The sequence below is a fragment of the Microbacterium sp. AC145 genome, assembly GCF_979258505.1.
In genome coordinates this window covers 3,727,844-3,742,759 of sequence record NZ_OZ409859.1, presented here as the reverse complement: position 1 = coordinate 3,742,759, position 14,916 = coordinate 3,727,844, and the positions used below count along the sequence as shown (strand labels likewise).

Here is a 14,916-nt window from a genome sequence, read left to right as displayed (position 1 = left end):
CACCCATCGTTGGGTGGCCATTTTGCGTTCGGATCCCGGGGATCCGGCAAATCACCGTGATCCGCCGGGCGTGTCGCCCGACGACCGGCGCTTCAGACGTCGCGGGCGCGGATCGGATACGCGAAGAAGCAGAGCCACGCGAGGGCGCTGAAAACCAGCGGCACCACCGCCACCATCACCCGGATGCCGGCATCCACCGTGTCGGGCTGGGCGTCTCCCAGAGACGCGTCGAACCCCGACGTCGTCAGGACCAGCGCCGCCACGATCGCCTGCAGCACCACCGACCCGCGCACGACGAACCCGTTGACGCCGAAGTAGGCACCTTCGCGTCGATGCCCCGTGCGCACCGCGTCGTCGTCGATGATCTGGGCGAGCACGACCTCGAGCAGTTGCAGGAGCCCGCCGACCCCCACGCCGACACCCACCCCGACCAGGGCCGCGGCCCACACACTCACCGGCAGCAGATACCCGAGCACCGCGAGTCCGAAGACCGCCACGCTCCAGAGCAGCGCAGTGCGGGGGGTCGTGCGCCGCACGACGGCACTCCACAGCACGATCGAGGGGATCGCTGTGACGAAGATCGCCGCCAGCAGCACGCTGCTCTCACCCTCGGCGGCCTGCAGCGCGTACCGCACATAGAACGGCAGACCCGCGAGGATCACCGCGATGGCCGTCTGCATGAAGAGCGAGCCCAGCACGTACGGCACGAAGGCACGGTTGCGGAATGTGTAGGCCAGTTGCGCCCTCCACCGCATCGCCTCGGATGTCGCCTCCGGCACCCGTCGCTCGAGCATGCCGCCGAAGAACGACCAGGTGAGCAGCACCAGGCAGACGGCCGAGAGCACGATGGCCATGCCCGGCCAGCCGATCCACCCGTAGAGCGCGGGGGCACCCGCGGTTCCCAGCACCATTCCGAGGATCGCGAACACCTGACGCGGCACGTTGCCGCGCGCCCTCTCCTCCGTCGTGCGGTAGATCTCGGGGAACAGTGCGGAGATGTTGAGCACCACCACCACGAAGGCGATGTCGTACACGGCCACCACGACGAGGAACCAGACGATCAGCCCGCCGGTCGGCAGTGCCGGTGGCATCCAGATGAGGGCGAAGGCCACAACGAGGGGCACGATGCCGAGCCCGATCCAGGGGATGCGTCGCCCCCAGGCCGTGCGGATGCGGTCGGAGAGCGCCCCCACCACAGGATTGAGCACGGCGCTCAGAACGCCGTGCGCGACCAGTGCACCGGCGACCCAGCCGGGAGCCACCCCCAGCTGGGTGACGTAGAAGTACACGACGAATGCCGAGAACGTCTGCGCCATGAGCTGTGTCGGGAACCCCGAGGCGCCGAAGGCGATCGTCTGCGCGCGGGTGGGCGCAGCGTCGAGTCGGCGGTCGCGCACGCGCGTGGTCAGCGAGGTCACGCGAGCCGGCTCCTCTGCAGATCACGCAACGAGCGCCAGCCGATTCGCACGAGTCCCTCGTCGGCGATGGCCTCGCGCACGAGCGGGTCGGCGAGAAGACGCAGCTCGTGTCCGCGTTTCACCGCGGCGAAGTCGACGACCGCCCTGAGCTCGTCGTCGTCGACCATGGGGTGCAGATAGATCTCGGTCACTCCGGTCGGAACCGCTCGCAGCAACGCGAGGAAACCGTCCCGCACCTGGTCGTAGCTCTCGCCGGGAATCTCCTCGAACGGATGCGACCACAGCCGGTCGATGATCTCGACGCCCAGAGCATCCGCCGCCGCCCCGGCCCGCTCGAGACGGCGGGTCAGCGCAGCATCCGCTCCCTCCATGACCCGCGGCAGGCGGAACGGCAGGCCGTGGCGCGCGGCGAGTTCGAGCACCGGGGCGAGGAAGTCCCGACCGGTGAGCAGGCCGTAGACCGAGCCCATGTGATTGTCGAGGTGCGTGACGTCGACGCCCGCATCGAGCGCGGCCTGCAGCTGCGCCGCGATCTCGGCTGCGACGTGGTCGGCGGTCGCGTGCTGCTCGACGGCCAGCGCCTCGGCCGGGAAGTACCCGGCGGTGTCGACGAGTGTGGTCGCGGTGCCGGTCAGCGGGCGCCAGCGGTAATCGGTCCACTCGCTCGTGAGCACGAGATGCACACCGACGTCGAGGTCGGTGCGCGAAGCCGCGAAGGACAGCGCCTCGGGCGCCCACGCGCACGGCACCATCAGCGTCGCGGAGTCGACGTACCCGGCGTCGAGGAGACCTGAGACGGCGGTGTTCGCCGCGTGGCACATGCCGAAGTCATCCGCATTGATGATCACCGCCCTGGCATCTGGCCCGAGCCCGAGCCGATCGATGAGATCCGAGGTCATGTCGTCTCCTGTCGAGTGCGGCGGCTAGGCCCTGCGAGCGGCGGGGCGCTCGACCGACGGGACGAGTTGGGCGAAGACCGTGGCACGGAGGGCCGCCGCCGCTTCGCCGATGGCTCCGACGAGAGGGGCCTCTGGCCCGAACGACGAGACGAGGAACCGCAGAGGCAGGCGCACTGCGAGCTCATCGGCCACGCGCGAGACGGCGTCGACGAGCGCCGGATGCGCGGCGGTGCCGGACAGGATGAAGGCCTCGGGGTCGAGCACGAGGGCGATGCTGCCCGCCACCAGGGTGAGCCGCCGAGCCATCTCGGCGACCATCGTCTGCGCGGCTTCGTCACCGTCGAGGGCCGCCTCGAGGTGCGCCACGATCGGGGCCTGCGGGTCGCGCCCGTGCGCGAGTGCGAGGTCGTGCACCACGTCGTCGCTGAGAACCGGGGCACCGATCGGCACGGGCGTCTGGGGCAGGTACATCACCTCGCCGGCCACTCCGGAGAATCCTCGATGAACCGCGCCGTCGATCACGATGCCCGCGCCGAGCCCCTCGTCGAGCAGCAGCAGGGCGAAGCTCGCCAGCGCCGCACCGGCGCCGTCTGTGAGTTCGGCGAGGGCCGCGAGGTTCACGTCGTTCTCGATGCGCACCGGGCAGCCGAGACGCGACTCGAGAGCGCAGCGGAACCCTCCCCCGTCCGGCCCCTGGTCGTCACGGATCGCGCCGTCTGCTGAGACGATGCCGGGAACCCCCGCGACGACGAGGTGCAGCGGCCCGGGAACGGAACGCCGACACGTGTCGATGAGGGAGGCGATGAGCTCGACGCGCTCGATGTGAGGAGTGAACGGCGCGTGTTCCTCCGCTCTCACGGCGCCGGTCGGATCGACCAGCACGACGTGCGCACCCTGGCCGTCGACATGCACCGCTGCAGCGACACCGAGGTGCGGATGCAGGGCGACTCGTCCGGCTGCGGGGCCGCGCGTCTCGCGGTCGACTCCCGCCGCAGCGACGGCCGTCGCCCCCTCGAGCATCCGAAGGACCTGCGTGACCGCCGTACGAGACAGGCCGGTCTCGGCCATCAGCTCGGCGCGGGTGAGCGGGCCGCGACGGGCGAGTGTCTCGAGGATCGCCCGGCCGTTGAGCGTGCGGAGCAGCGTCTGCGGGCCTGCGAGCGGTCGTGCCATGGTGATCCCCCCGGATTGGATGCTCGCCCAGCATGACACATCGCGTCTCACCGGTCGAGGGTGAGATCCACCCCGACGGCCGTCATCCGGCGATGCACCACTGATACGTCCTTCGTGATGCATCAGAACAATGGAATCAGTTGCGAAGACGTCCTCGGGCTGTCAATATCCTCAGATGAGCACCCCGCGCAAGCAGCCTCCGCTGGACGACATCTCGAAGCGCATCATCGAGCTTCTCCAAGAGGACGGACGACGTCCGTACGCAGAGATCGGCCGCGAGGTGGGACTCAGCGAAGCCGCTGCCCGACAGAGGGTGCAGCGCATGACCGAGGCCGGCATCATCCAGATCGTCGCCGTCACCGACCCCATGCAGCTCGGCTTCCATCGCATGTCGATGATCGGCATCCGCGTCACCGGCGACCCCCGGCTCGTCGCCGAGGAGCTGACGAAGATCACCGAGCTCGCCTACGTCGTCGCCACTCTCGGCACCTTCGACATCCTCGTCGAGGCGGTGTGCGAGAGCGACGCCGATCTGCTCGACCTCATCGCCACCCGCATCCGCACGATCCCCGGCGTGACCCACACCGAGAGCCTGCTCTACGCCGGTCTCTACAAAGACCTCTACAACTGGGGCACGCGCTGAGGCGCGGGCCCAGAGAACAGGACTGATCATGGGAACCACCGTCTTCGAACGTCGCCGCCCCGCGGACACCGTGATCGACGCCTCGCTGCGCGACACGACTCTCAGCGTGTTCTGGCTCGACGACGTCGAGCGCGTCTCGCACCCCGCACTGACCGGCACGGTGACGGCCGACCTCGCCATCGTCGGCGGCGGGTATGCCGGCCTCTGGACGGCCGTGCGCGCGAAGGAGCGCGACCCCGGCCGTCGCGTCGTGCTGCTCGAGGCATCGCGCATCGCATGGGCGGCATCCGGTCGCAACGGCGGATTCTGCGAAGCGAGCCTCACACACGGGCACGAGAACGGCCTCACCCGCTGGCCCGACGAGATCGACCGCCTCGAAGAACTGGGGATCGAGAACCTCGACGGCATCGAAGAGACCGTGAAGAGATACGACATGGATGTCGACTTCGAGCGCACCGGTCAGCTCGCCGTGGCCGTCGAGCCGCACCAGGTGGAGTGGCTGCGCGAGGAGGAAGGCTTCCTCGATCGCGAGGCCGTGCAGGCCGAGGTGCGCTCCGACACGTTCCTCGCCGGAGCATGGGAACGCGACTCGAGCGCTCTCGTGCATCCTGCGAAGCTCGGTCTCGAGCTGGCCCGCGTCGCGGTCGAGCTCGGCGTCGAGATCTACGAGCACTCGCTCGTGCGCGAAGTGGTCGGCGACGGGTCGAGTGCGATCACCCTCGTCACCCGCGACGGCGGACGGGTCAGAGCGGATGCCGTGGCGCTCGCCACCAACGTCTTCCCCTCGCTGCTCAAGCGCAACCGTCTGATGACCGTTCCGGTCTACGACTACGTGCTCATGACCGAGCCGCTGACCGACGAGCAGCTCACGTCGATCGGATGGTCGAACCGCCAGGGCCTCGCCGACAGCGCCAACCAGTTCCACTACTACCGACTCACGGCCGACAACCGCATCCTCTTCGGCGGATACGACGCGGTCTATCACTTCGGCGGCAAGGTGCGCCCCGAATACGAGGACCGCGCCGAGAGCCACCACAAGCTCGCCTCGCACTTCTTCACGACGTTCCCGCAGCTCGAGGGGCTGCGGTTCACGCACCGCTGGGCCGGGGCGATCGACTCGTCGAGCCGCTTCTGCGCGTTCTTCGGCACCGCCCGCAAGGGTCGGGTGTCGTACGCCACCGGATTCACCGGCCTCGGCGTCGGCGCCGCCCGCTTCGCCGCCGACGTCATGCTCGACAAGCTCGCAGGCGAGCCGACCGAGCGCACCGAGCTCGCGATGGTGCGCGAGAAGCCGATCCCGTTCCCGCCCGAGCCCGTCGCCTCGATCGGCGTGAACCTCGTGCGTGCCGCGATGAACCGGGCCGATCACAACGAGGGCAAGCGCAACCTGTTCCTGAAGACACTGGATGCCGTCGGCATGGGGTTCGATTCGTGAGCGAACTCGCGGCCGGCGCACTCGCTCCAGGAACCGGGGTGGATGCCGCGGCACTGCCGCTGGTGCACGAAGCGCTGCCTGCGGATGACGTGCTCATCGGCCGCCCGACGACGGCGGTGCATGCGTTGGCGACGCTCGGTGACGTCGAGGTCGGCATCTGGGAGATGACGCCCGGCACGGCATCCGACACCGAGGCCGACGAGGTGTTCGTCGTGCTGTCGGGTCACGCCCGGATCGAGTTCGTCGACCCTCCGTTGCCCGCGATCGAGGTCGACCCGGGCTCGATCGTGCGCCTGGCCGAGGGGCAGCGCACCGTGTGGACCGTCACCGAGACGCTGCGCAAGGTCTACATCGCCTGACGCCGGGCGTCAGGCGCGCGCGGGTGCTGCCGCCGTCATCGCGACAGCGGGCTTCTCATCCGCGCCCTTGATGACCCAGTAGACGACGGCGACAGCGAGGATGCCGATCACCGGGGTCAGGTAGGCCGCCCAGGCGGTGCCGAGCGGGGCGAAGCCGACCGCGAACACCGAGATGTCCCAGAGACCGTGCAGCGCCATGGCCCAGATGAGCGAACCGGTCACCCGACGCACGATGTAGAAGCAGGTGCCCGACATCGCGGCGAGCACGACCTGCCCGAGCGTCGGGCCGACGGGGGCGCCGAGCGCGGCGTTGATGATGTGCATCCCGCCGAAGAGCAGGGAGGTGAGCAGCCACACCCACACCTCGGAGAGGCGTGAGCGGAGGGCCGTGAGCAGGAGTCCTCGTGACATCAGCTCTTCACAGAATCCGACGGCGACCCCGAGGGCGAGCAGCGACAGCAGGAACGACGCGTCGAACTTCGACCAGTCGGTGTTGAACAGGTTCGCGACAGCGACGACGAGCATGATCGCGGGCACGAAGATCGGCCACTTGTGGTGCGAGCGCGCGCGCTCGAACAGCGCCGGCTTCCACCACCCCAGTAGCCACGTGGTGATGGCGAGCAGCACGGCGCCGACCGCGAGGTCGAGCACCGCTCCCCGCCAGGTGAACTCGGCGGAGGTCCCGATCTCGGTGTACGCGACCCCGCTCAGTTTCGACACGACGAAGATGACCGCGACGTAGCCGACGTAGATCGCGAAGCCGATCCAGACCCGAGGGGTGACGCGCATGAGTGTGGGCCTTTCGACGACGTGCGGAGTCAGATCACCAACATATCGGCGGTCTGGGCATGGATGGCACGTACCCCGCCCAAGCCCTCCTCATCCGGCGCAGTCGCCGTTCGGTGTGCGCGCACCACCCAACGTCGGCAGCCAGAGCAGCAGGTCGGGCAGGGCGGCGTACGCCGCGAGCCCGTGGGTCACGTCCGGGTACCGATGGAAGGTCACATCCGCCTGTTGCGAGCAGAGGAGCTCGACGTACTTCTCCGTGGCACTGGGCAGGACCAGCTCGTCGGCTTCACCCTGACCGACGAACACGGGAACCGTCAGAGGTTGACCGCCTGCACTGTTCTCTCTGAGCAGGGTCTCCCACGGTTCTGTGGTGGCGGGGTCGCTGGTGACGTATCCGCCCACCAGCGGATCCGCGATCGTATGCAGCTCCTTGGTCTGGGTGAGCAGACAGAGCTCTGCCATGTCCGGCGTGGCCTTCGCGCCGGCGGGGGTGAGAATCGCGGTGATCTCGTCGGAGGTGAATCGATCCGCGTACGCGACCGTGTAGGCGGGGATCGCGAGGGATGCGATCGTGACTCCCGAGAGGTTCACGATGTCGTCGGTCATCAGCGCGTTCAGATCGGCTGCGGGGGCGGCGACCGCCACACCCTGCACCTCGAGCTCCGGGGCGTACGAGGCAGCTCGTTGCGCGGCGAAGAGAACCGCCTGGCCACCCTGCGAGTGCCCCCACAGCACGACACGGGTGCTCGCATCGGCACCGTCGATCCGGCGAGCGGCGCGCACGATGTCCAGCACACTGTTCGACTCCGGAATGCCGAGGAGATACGAGGAGTCGCCTTCCACTCCGAGGCCCGGATAGTCGGTTGCAGCGATCGCATAGCCCTCGGCCAGCAGCTCGTGGAGTCCCTCGATGTATTGGAAGGGGTCGATACCGAGGGACGGCGCGCACTTCGCGGCCGCTCCCGTCGTCGGGTGCGCCCAGGCGATCACTGTTCGGCCTCCGTCGGGGGCCGGTCCGTCAGGAACGATCACGACACCGGAGACCGGGATGTCTTCGCCCGCGAGGTTCTGCGAGTGATAGATCACCCGCCAGGCGCTCGCTCCGACGGGAGCGCTCGCGATGGACTCGATACGGATGATCGTCCCCGGATCAGCGAGAGGTACCGGTGAGGGCAGAGCGTAGAACGCAGGATCCGTTGTGAGGTCTGCTCGGCCCTCGACGTACCGTCGAGCGAACTCCGCTGCGGCGAGCGCGAGCGTGACGACGAGGACGACACCGATGATCAGCAGGGTCCGTCGCGTCCGTGTCGGACGACGAGCGTGCGCCGCGGGCACTCCGGTTCGCATAGAGACTGTCTAGCGCACTGCGGTCGCGACTGGGGCGGATCACGGCGAAGGCGAAGTCAGTCTTCCGGTGCCGAGTCCCTGCCGCGGTCCGCATCCAGGACGATGCCGAGCCCGACGGCGACATCACGAGACCGCCTACGAGCGTCGTCTGCGGTGCGCTCGATGCGGGGCAGATCCTCCGGGCCGAAGTACCAGGTCGACCGGTCGCCAGGAGAGACATATCGTTCCTCGTCGGTGAGCTGCGCGTCGGCGCGGGCCTTTCGAAGATCTGCCTCGGCACGGTCGCGCTCGTCGAAAGCCCGCGACGCGAGCACGATGTCCGAGGCAGGCAGATCCGCCGGAGCCCCGGCCTCCACAAAGGGATGAACCAGAACCGATGGCAACGGCTTGGGGACGGGAGTAGCCGGTACCCGGCGTGAGGCGATGACCGCGGCCACCACCGCGCCCAGGACGAACAGCAGTCCGACCGCGATGGCGGCGTCTCGGAACGGCAGTCGGAGCGACACGGCCACGACGATGGCCACAGCGGCGAGCAGGAGACCGCCGGCGATCGGGACGAGACACCCCAACGCATCCCTCCTGCCACGGGCGGCGCGTGCTCGCCGATGACTCTCGATGATCGCCGACGCGTCGGTGCCGCTGCCAGGCGGTACGAGGTGCAGCTGATCCGGGCTCGTCCGGATCGCCGCAGCGTCGACGGCCGGCAGGCGGAAGCAATCCGGGCGGTCGGAGGAGAGCGGCACCGAACCATCCTCTCGCGTCAGGACTTTCACACCAGCCGCACCGACGCGTGCCCGCCTGGGCGACGTCCTGACGTTGAACCCGGTCTGTCAGTATGTCGTCATGTCCGGCACACGCAAGCTCGTCCCTGTACTCGCCGCTCTCGCCCTGACCGCTGCCGCGCTGGCCGGGTGCACCGCGACAGCACCAGCGGCAGTCCAGACGTCCGAGGCATCCGCTCCCACCGCTGCCGCCGAGCCGGCTACCGAGGCTACGCCGACGCCTGAACCGACCGAGCCGGAAGCTTGCTCCCACCTGTCCGAGGCCGTCAGCAGCACCGGCGGTCTGTATTGGAAACGAGAGGGGACTCTCCGGGATTTCGGTGCACGTGAGTTCGCACAGGGCGAAGTGACAGTCGATGAGAACGGCGCTCCCGTGACATACACCGTTGAGCCCGGCGATGTCGAGACTGTGATCGCTGAACGGCTCTGCGCGTACCCGGGCCTCGGCGCGATGAACCACGTACGTACGATCCAGCCTGGGCAGGTGCTCTGGTTGACTCCGAACCCCGACACTCCCTGGGTGCCGTACTTCAACCCCATTGATGCGCCTGGAGGGTTCCAGCAGATTCCCTACCAGCAGGCCATCGAGTCTGCGGGCGCTGCGGTCGATGCCGGCGATGTGGACACCGTACGGACGATCTGGAACGACACGCTCAAGGGCATGTTCACGACACAGGAAACCATCGACGCTGTGCAGAAAGTCGTCGACTCCGGCGACCTCGACGCGCTTCGCCAGCTCTTCTCCTGACAGCGGCCACCTTCAGCATGCGCGGACATGGATGGCGAAACATCGAGCCGACGCCCTCACATGCTGGCTACGCCGCCTCCCCCGTACCGGTAACCGCCGTCGGAGCGAGATCGGGGACGCGTGTGCTGTTGGTCGGTGCGAGGGCAAGGATGGGCAGTACCGCTGCGATGACGATGAGGCCTGTCCAGCCGAGCGGGGAGAGGCGTTCGCCGACGATGAGGACGGCGAGGACAGTGGCGATCGCAGGTTCGGTGAGCGTGACGGTGGTCGCGGTGCTGGCCGACACCTTCGTGAGGCCGTAGCCGAACAGGAGGTATCCCAGGAACATGGGCACGAGCGCCATATAGGCGCCGACGGCGATGGTGCCCGGCGAGGCCAGCAGCGGAGCACCCGTGAGTACGAGAACCGGCATGAGGAGAAGACCGCCGCCGCCGAAGACGGCACCCATCGACGCGGCCCGGCCGATGCCGTCGGAGATCAGGCGGTGTGCTGCCCAGGAGTACGTGGCGTAGGTGGCGCCTGCGACAAGCCCCAGGACGATCCCGAGGAGCGTCTGCCCTGTGGAACTTGCTTGCCCGTCGAGCTTGGAGACGCAGAGGAGCGTGCTGCCCAGCACTCCCAGGGCGGCCGCCAGCATCCACCAACGGCTCAGGGGCCGTCTGTCGATGAGTCGCTCCAGCGCGCCGGAGGCGAGTGGGGCCGATGCGAGGGACACGACGGACCCCACGGCGACGCCTGCCGTGTGCATGGAGCTGTAGAAGGCGAGGGGGTAGATCGCGACCGCGATCGCTCCGACGATGACGGTGCGCCTCTGGAGCAGGAGCGCTCCCCGATTCGCGCGCAGCGCGGGGACGGCGATCACGGCTTGCAGGAGGCCGCCGATGCCCAGCGCTGCCGCCCCGATCGCGAGGGGACCGACATCGGGCGCGAACGTCGCCGCGGTGCCGGTAGTACCCCACAGAAGTGACGTGACCGTGATGGCTGCGAGCCCTGCGAGACGCCCGCTGTTCATAGGTCGTGGATCAACCCCGCGGCGAGCCGCTTCGCCTGTTCCAGCCTGCGGGACGTGCCTTCGAGACCGGCGCGTGCCATCGCCCCTTCAAGAAGGAAGGAGAAGTGCTCAGCCAGCCGCGCCGCGTCGTCGGGTGTGGTCACTCGGCTCAGTTGCGCGAGAAGGATCTGCTCCACCTGTTCTTTGTGGCGTCGCACCGAGTCCCGCCCTGGCGAGTTCACGGGGAGCTCAGCTGCGGCGTTGAGGAGCCCGCATCCACGGAAGCCGTGCTCGTATCCGAGGTCGGCGTGATCGACATAGGCGTCGAAGACGGCCAGGACAGCTGCCTTCGGGTCCGGCGAATCGCCGACCCGGCGTGCGTACAGACCCAGCCACTCCTCGTGACGCGCCTCGATGTAGGCGAGCATCAGCTCGTCCTTCGATGAGAAGTTGTTGTAGAGACTCATCCGCGCCACGCCCGCAGCGGCAGTGATCGCGTTGATCCCCGTGGCGGCGATCCCGTCGGCGTAGAACAGGCGAGCGGCTGCGTCCAGCAACCTCGTCCGCGCTGTGGTGTCGTCTTGCACGGTCATGGTCGATCCTCCCACTAGGTAGACCAGTCTATCTAGTGCGCGTGAGACACATCTTCGTGACGTTCGTTGCGGAGCGGTGAGAACGCGATGATCAGCGCCGCGGCCACGAAGATGACGGCGGCAAGGCCGAGACTCGGCGCGTAGCCGAGCCAGGTCGCGAGCGCCCCCGCGCCCAGAGCACCGAAGAAGAAGACCACCCGGTTGATGGTGCGGATGGTGGCATTCATGCGCCCCTGAATGGTGTCGGGCGCGACAGCCTGGCGGTAAGCGATGTCATTCGCATCCTCTATGCCCATCGACAGCCCGTAGAGGAACTGCGCGACCGACACGAGGACCACGAGCAGCGTGGGGTCGCTCTGCATGCCGAACGGCACGAGCGCGAGAAGAGCCCACGGGATGACGACCAGGCATCGCCCCAGGAGGATCGCCTGCCCCGCGCCGATCCGCGCGCCGACCATCGGCGCCATGACAGCGCCCAGGAATCCGCCCAGACCGCCGAACGCCACCGCGATGCCGAACGCCCATGCGGGAAGTCCGAGCTCTCGAAGGACGAAGACTGCGAACACGGTCGCGACGATGCTGTTACCGAGGAACCAGACATGCACGGACAGAGCGAGCGGTCGCAACGTCCGATGGCGGTAGGTGAAGCGCAGACCCTCGGCGATGTCATGACCGATATGGCGTCCGTGCGCCCGCGGCGGCGGAGGGTCTTCGACAACCCGGATGCGCGACTGGAGCACCGCCGATATCGCGTGGATGACAGCCTCGAAGACGAAGAGCAGCGGAGCTCCGAGCAGGGTGAAGAGCGCGCCGCCGAGAGCAGGTCCGGCGGTACCTGCGACCGTCTCGCTCTGCCCGAGTCTCGCGTTCGCTGAGACGAGGGAAGACCGCGGCACGAGGTGCGGAAGAAAAGGCTGCGCCGCGGAATCCGCGAACAATGTCAGGACTCCGAGCGTGAGGACCACAGCGGCGAGAGACCAGAAGGTGAGCGCGTCGAACATGAGCAGGATCGGAACGACGGCGAGCACCAGGGCTCGGCCGATGCTCGTGAGCACCAGTGCGCGTTGACGCTTCCACCGATCCATCAACGCACCGACGATCAGACCGAGGAACAGGTACGGAACGACACCGAGAGCACTCAGCACGCCGATCTGGAACGGTGTCGCAGCGAGGACCGTGACGATCAGGACCTGGAATGCGACTCCCGCTATCGAGCCACCGAAAGCGCGGATCGTGACCGCGCTCCAGAAGAGACGGAAGGCGGGGATGCGCAAGACCTCTCGCGGTCGGTCTCTTTCGCCCGGTTCGGGGCGATGGGCCTCATCGCGCATGCGCCCAGCTTAGGACGCGCCTGTCCCCCACCTCTCGCGCAAACGGGCGAGGCCATCTGGGAAGGCGCAGCGATGGGCATTGCATATGCCGCGCAGGGAGAGTACGCCTAGTCCTGACGACGCAAGGCGGAAACGCACGGTCGTGTCGCCCAACTCACACAATCTGAATAGAGGATCCATCATGGCCGAAAGTCAGAACGCCGGACTTCATGGAGTGGACGACACGCTTCTTCGGGTTCCCCACGGAACAAGTTCAGTTCACCTCTCCGGTGCGACGAGCATCGGGCCCATAGAACTCGACGCAGATGAGTTCACTCATGGCGGTGACCGCGCGCTGATTGTGGCGGCGAAGGTGGGGCGAACCAGAATCTCCCGATCAGTCTTTTCGTACAACTGGGATGAGTCTGTTTTTCTGCATATGCAGGACGGCAAGCACAGCACCGAGGTGACTCTTCAAAGCACCGAGGACGCGGCGCGTGGATTCGTCACTGTCCGAAATGATCATGGTCGACCCGAGGTCTTCGACGTTGATATTCCAACCTTCGTGGAGAAGCGTGATCAAGCGCTCGCGACAGCTGGTGGCCCGACCATGATCGACCAGGTTGGCAAACGCAACCCGCCTGCTCTCGTCCCGGTCGACCTTTACAAGCTCTTCCGAAAGGATCCTGGATATCTCGCGTTCACGCGGGGCGCCCTTCCCGACATCGCGATGCTGGTGGAGAAGGAGATCGCTGTCGCGCGCAAGGCGAGAGGCGTCAACTGGAAGTGCGCCTGGATCTGCGCCATCCCCGCCTGCGGCATCACCTGCCTGTTCTGGTCTCCGCTCAAGAAGGACAAGCCGGTCGTGCGCTGACGAGGAGGAACTCGGTCGAGCCCATCGAGGGTGCCACCGGGGATGTGATGGTCGGCGTCAGGAAGCCACCATCACGCGATATCTCAGAGCAACACCCGCACCGACGCATACGCATCGGCGACGTCACGTGACTGCCGGTCGTAGACCCGCACGATCCCGGCATCCCCCTCGTGCCTCGCCCAGCCGGGATCACCCGCGCTGACGAACGCCACGGCGGCACCGTGCACCTCGTCGGCGAGCTGCTGCGGCGGGTTCGGCCCCGCAAGTTGCTCCATCGACGGGCCATCGAGGCAGTCGAAGAAGAACGGCACATCGAGGCAGTGCTCGGCGTAGCCGAAACGCCCCGAGGGCCACGAGAACCGGTACACCCAGGTGGGCGCCTTGCCGCGGTCGGCCGCGACGCGCAGCACGCCGACGCGGAACATCCGGTCGGTGAGCACGCGACCGGCGAGACGCGACTTTCCGAGCCGCACGATATCGGCATTCGCCGCGAGATACTCGGCCCGGATGCTCTTCGGCAACCCGAGGCGGTTGAGCAGCGCCGCGCGCGGAACCCATCGCAGCGCTTTCGCAGCGGCACCTCCGAACACCATCGTGAACTCGTCGTCGGTGGCACCGAGCACGAGCGGCTTGTCGGCGCCGACGCCGGCACGCAGGGATTCTCGCGTCGGCCTCGCGATGAGATCGCCGTCGACGACGGGGCCGAGTGGCAGTCCCTCGTCGACCATCGTCGCGATGCCGCTCGGGCTCAGCTTCGTCGCCTGCTTCTGCAGATCGAGCAGCCGCAGCTCGTCGACCCCGGCGAATCCGACGGTATTCGGCTCGACCCCTGCAGCGGCGGCGAGCGCCCGGCCGAATGCCTTCGACCGGCCCGGCGCCACATCGGTCAATGCTGCCGAGATCGCGTAGACACCGCGGAACAGGTGCTGGGCCGCTTCCATGCCGAGAAGGGTGAGCACCGCGCCGCCGCCCGCCGACTGCCCCGCGATCGTCACCCGCCTGGGGTCGCCGCCGAACGCGGCGATGTTCTGCTGCACCCACTCGAGGGCGAGCAGCCAGTCGCGCACACCGCGATTGGCAGGAGAGCCGTCGAGCCAGCCGAAGCCCTCGAAGCCCAGGCGGTACGAGAGCGTCACGGTCACGACGCCGTCTCGGTTGAAGTTGCGTCCGTCGTACCAAGGACTCGCAGGCGAACCCGTGGTGAAGCCCCCTCCGTGGATCCAGACGAGCACGGGGAGCCCGACCGCGGCGGGGTCCGGCGTGAAGACGTTGACGTTCAGCGTCGATGCCCCCACGACGCTCGGCTCGGGGATCAGCGTCTGCCCCTGGTCGCCGCGCTGCGCGGTCGCCCCGAACTCGAGCGCGTCGCGCACACCGTCCCACGCCGCGTGCGGCACCGGGGCGGCGAAACGCAGTTCGCCGACGGGTGGTTCGGCGAACGGGATGCCGAGGAACGCCGCCGATCGCGGAGCACCTCCCCGTCCCGCGGTCGGGCGCCAGCACCCTCGGACCCGGCCTGCAGCGGTCTGCACCTCGACGTAGTCAGTCATCACTC

15 protein-coding genes are annotated in these 14,916 nt (G+C 67.9%); 5 read left to right on the top strand and 10 right to left on the bottom strand.

The window, feature by feature from the left end; all coding sequences use genetic code 11:
- Positions 1-92 precede the first annotated feature (92 nt).
- Genes ACZZZN_RS18080 through ACZZZN_RS18070 form a run of 3 tightly spaced genes read right to left on the bottom strand, consistent with a single transcriptional unit; the run spans position 93 to position 3,490 of the window.
- Positions 93-1,418 carry an MFS transporter gene (locus ACZZZN_RS18080; RefSeq protein WP_463506518.1) on the bottom strand — a complete coding sequence of 442 codons (1,326 nt, stop codon included), beginning with the start codon at positions 1,416-1,418 and terminating at the stop codon, positions 93-95.
- Complete coding sequence (locus ACZZZN_RS18075; protein WP_463506517.1) at positions 1,415-2,317, bottom strand: polysaccharide deacetylase family protein; 903 nt, start codon at positions 2,315-2,317, stop codon at positions 1,415-1,417. The genes ACZZZN_RS18080 and ACZZZN_RS18075 overlap by 4 nt, the downstream gene beginning before the upstream one ends.
- Positions 2,318-2,341: 24 nt before the next feature.
- Entirely contained in the window at positions 2,342-3,490 is a 1,149-nt protein-coding gene (locus ACZZZN_RS18070) for an ROK family transcriptional regulator (protein WP_463506516.1), read from the bottom strand.
- Between the two features lie 175 nt (positions 3,491-3,665).
- On the opposite strand from ACZZZN_RS18070, the gene ACZZZN_RS18065 reads away from it, so the two are divergent.
- Genes ACZZZN_RS18065 through ACZZZN_RS18055 form a run of 3 tightly spaced genes read left to right on the top strand, consistent with a single transcriptional unit; the run spans position 3,666 to position 5,927 of the window.
- Positions 3,666-4,133 (top strand): Lrp/AsnC family transcriptional regulator, encoded by a 468-nt coding sequence (locus ACZZZN_RS18065; RefSeq protein ID WP_463506515.1) that lies wholly within the window; start codon positions 3,666-3,668, stop codon positions 4,131-4,133.
- 28 nt (positions 4,134-4,161) lie between these two features.
- The gene (locus tag ACZZZN_RS18060) at positions 4,162-5,568 is read left to right on the top strand and encodes an NAD(P)/FAD-dependent oxidoreductase (RefSeq protein ID WP_463506514.1); all 1,407 of its coding nucleotides are present in this window, start codon (positions 4,162-4,164) and stop codon (positions 5,566-5,568) included.
- Entirely contained in the window at positions 5,565-5,927 is a 363-nt protein-coding gene (locus tag ACZZZN_RS18055) for a cupin domain-containing protein (RefSeq protein WP_463506513.1), read from the top strand. Before ACZZZN_RS18060 ends, ACZZZN_RS18055 begins: the two co-directional genes overlap by 4 nt.
- A gap of 9 nt (positions 5,928-5,936) precedes the next feature.
- Here the strand turns inward: ACZZZN_RS18055 and ACZZZN_RS18050 are convergent, their stop codons facing one another.
- From ACZZZN_RS18050 to ACZZZN_RS18040, 3 genes are all read right to left on the bottom strand, one after another.
- Positions 5,937-6,716, bottom strand: coding sequence for a lysostaphin resistance A-like protein (locus ACZZZN_RS18050; protein WP_463506512.1), 780 nt, complete (start codon positions 6,714-6,716; stop codon positions 5,937-5,939).
- A 90-nt stretch (positions 6,717-6,806) separates the two neighbouring features.
- On the bottom strand, positions 6,807-8,063 hold the full coding sequence (locus ACZZZN_RS18045) for an alpha/beta fold hydrolase (RefSeq protein WP_463506511.1): 1,257 nt from the start codon (positions 8,061-8,063) through the stop codon (positions 6,807-6,809).
- 56 nt (positions 8,064-8,119) lie between these two features.
- Positions 8,120-8,806, bottom strand: coding sequence for a hypothetical protein (locus tag ACZZZN_RS18040; RefSeq protein WP_463506510.1), 687 nt, complete (start codon positions 8,804-8,806; stop codon positions 8,120-8,122).
- 412 nt (positions 8,807-9,218) lie between these two features.
- Here ACZZZN_RS18040 and ACZZZN_RS18035 point away from each other — a divergent pair, with 412 nt between their 5' ends.
- A complete protein-coding gene (locus ACZZZN_RS18035) occupies positions 9,219-9,593 on the top strand; it encodes a hypothetical protein (protein WP_463506509.1) in 375 nt (124 codons plus the stop codon).
- Positions 9,594-9,660: 67 nt separating this feature from the next.
- Here ACZZZN_RS18035 and ACZZZN_RS18030 read toward each other — a convergent pair whose 3' ends face one another.
- From ACZZZN_RS18030 to ACZZZN_RS18020, 3 genes are read right to left on the bottom strand one after another with little or no spacing between them, the layout of a single operon-like run.
- The gene (locus tag ACZZZN_RS18030) at positions 9,661-10,605 is read right to left on the bottom strand and encodes a DMT family transporter (RefSeq protein ID WP_463506508.1); all 945 of its coding nucleotides are present in this window, start codon (positions 10,603-10,605) and stop codon (positions 9,661-9,663) included.
- Positions 10,602-11,177: a TetR/AcrR family transcriptional regulator gene (locus ACZZZN_RS18025; protein WP_463506507.1), complete on the bottom strand. Its 576-nt coding sequence runs from the start codon at positions 11,175-11,177 to the stop codon at positions 10,602-10,604. The genes ACZZZN_RS18030 and ACZZZN_RS18025 overlap by 4 nt, the downstream gene beginning before the upstream one ends.
- A gap of 32 nt (positions 11,178-11,209) precedes the next feature.
- Positions 11,210-12,508 carry an MFS transporter gene (locus ACZZZN_RS18020; protein ID WP_463506506.1) on the bottom strand — a complete coding sequence of 433 codons (1,299 nt, stop codon included), beginning with the start codon at positions 12,506-12,508 and terminating at the stop codon, positions 11,210-11,212.
- A 181-nt stretch (positions 12,509-12,689) separates the two neighbouring features.
- Between ACZZZN_RS18020 and ACZZZN_RS18015 the strand changes: the two genes are divergently transcribed.
- On the top strand, positions 12,690-13,361 hold the full coding sequence (locus tag ACZZZN_RS18015) for a hypothetical protein (RefSeq protein WP_463506505.1): 672 nt from the start codon (positions 12,690-12,692) through the stop codon (positions 13,359-13,361).
- An 83-nt stretch (positions 13,362-13,444) separates the two neighbouring features.
- Here ACZZZN_RS18015 and ACZZZN_RS18010 read toward each other — a convergent pair whose 3' ends face one another.
- Positions 13,445-14,911, bottom strand: a complete 1,467-nt coding sequence (locus ACZZZN_RS18010; RefSeq protein ID WP_463506504.1) for a carboxylesterase/lipase family protein — start codon at positions 14,909-14,911, stop codon at positions 13,445-13,447.
- Positions 14,912-14,916 lie beyond the last annotated feature (5 nt).

Bases quoted from the DNA above. Each gene is read 5' to 3' on its own strand.
- ACZZZN_RS18075 (WP_463506517.1), bottom strand. From the start codon at position 2,317: ATGACCTCGGATCTCATCGATCGGCTCGGGCTCGGGCCAGATGCCAGG.
- ACZZZN_RS18070 (WP_463506516.1), bottom strand. From the start codon at position 3,490: ATGGCACGACCGCTCGCAGGCCCGCAGACGCTGCTCCGCACGCTCAAC.
- ACZZZN_RS18065 (WP_463506515.1), top strand. From the start codon at position 3,666: ATGAGCACCCCGCGCAAGCAGCCTCCGCTGGACGACATCTCGAAGCGC.
- ACZZZN_RS18060 (WP_463506514.1), top strand. From the start codon at position 4,162: ATGGGAACCACCGTCTTCGAACGTCGCCGCCCCGCGGACACCGTGATC.
- ACZZZN_RS18050 (WP_463506512.1), bottom strand. From the start codon at position 6,716: ATGCGCGTCACCCCTCGGGTCTGGATCGGCTTCGCGATCTACGTCGGC.
- ACZZZN_RS18045 (WP_463506511.1), bottom strand. From the start codon at position 8,063: ATGCGAACCGGAGTGCCCGCGGCGCACGCTCGTCGTCCGACACGGACG.
- ACZZZN_RS18030 (WP_463506508.1), bottom strand. From the start codon at position 10,605: ATGAACAGCGGGCGTCTCGCAGGGCTCGCAGCCATCACGGTCACGTCA.
- ACZZZN_RS18025 (WP_463506507.1), bottom strand. From the start codon at position 11,177: ATGACCGTGCAAGACGACACCACAGCGCGGACGAGGTTGCTGGACGCA.
- ACZZZN_RS18020 (WP_463506506.1), bottom strand. From the start codon at position 12,508: ATGCGCGATGAGGCCCATCGCCCCGAACCGGGCGAAAGAGACCGACCG.
- ACZZZN_RS18015 (WP_463506505.1), top strand. From the start codon at position 12,690: ATGGCCGAAAGTCAGAACGCCGGACTTCATGGAGTGGACGACACGCTT.
- ACZZZN_RS18010 (WP_463506504.1), bottom strand. From the start codon at position 14,911: ATGACTGACTACGTCGAGGTGCAGACCGCTGCAGGCCGGGTCCGAGGG.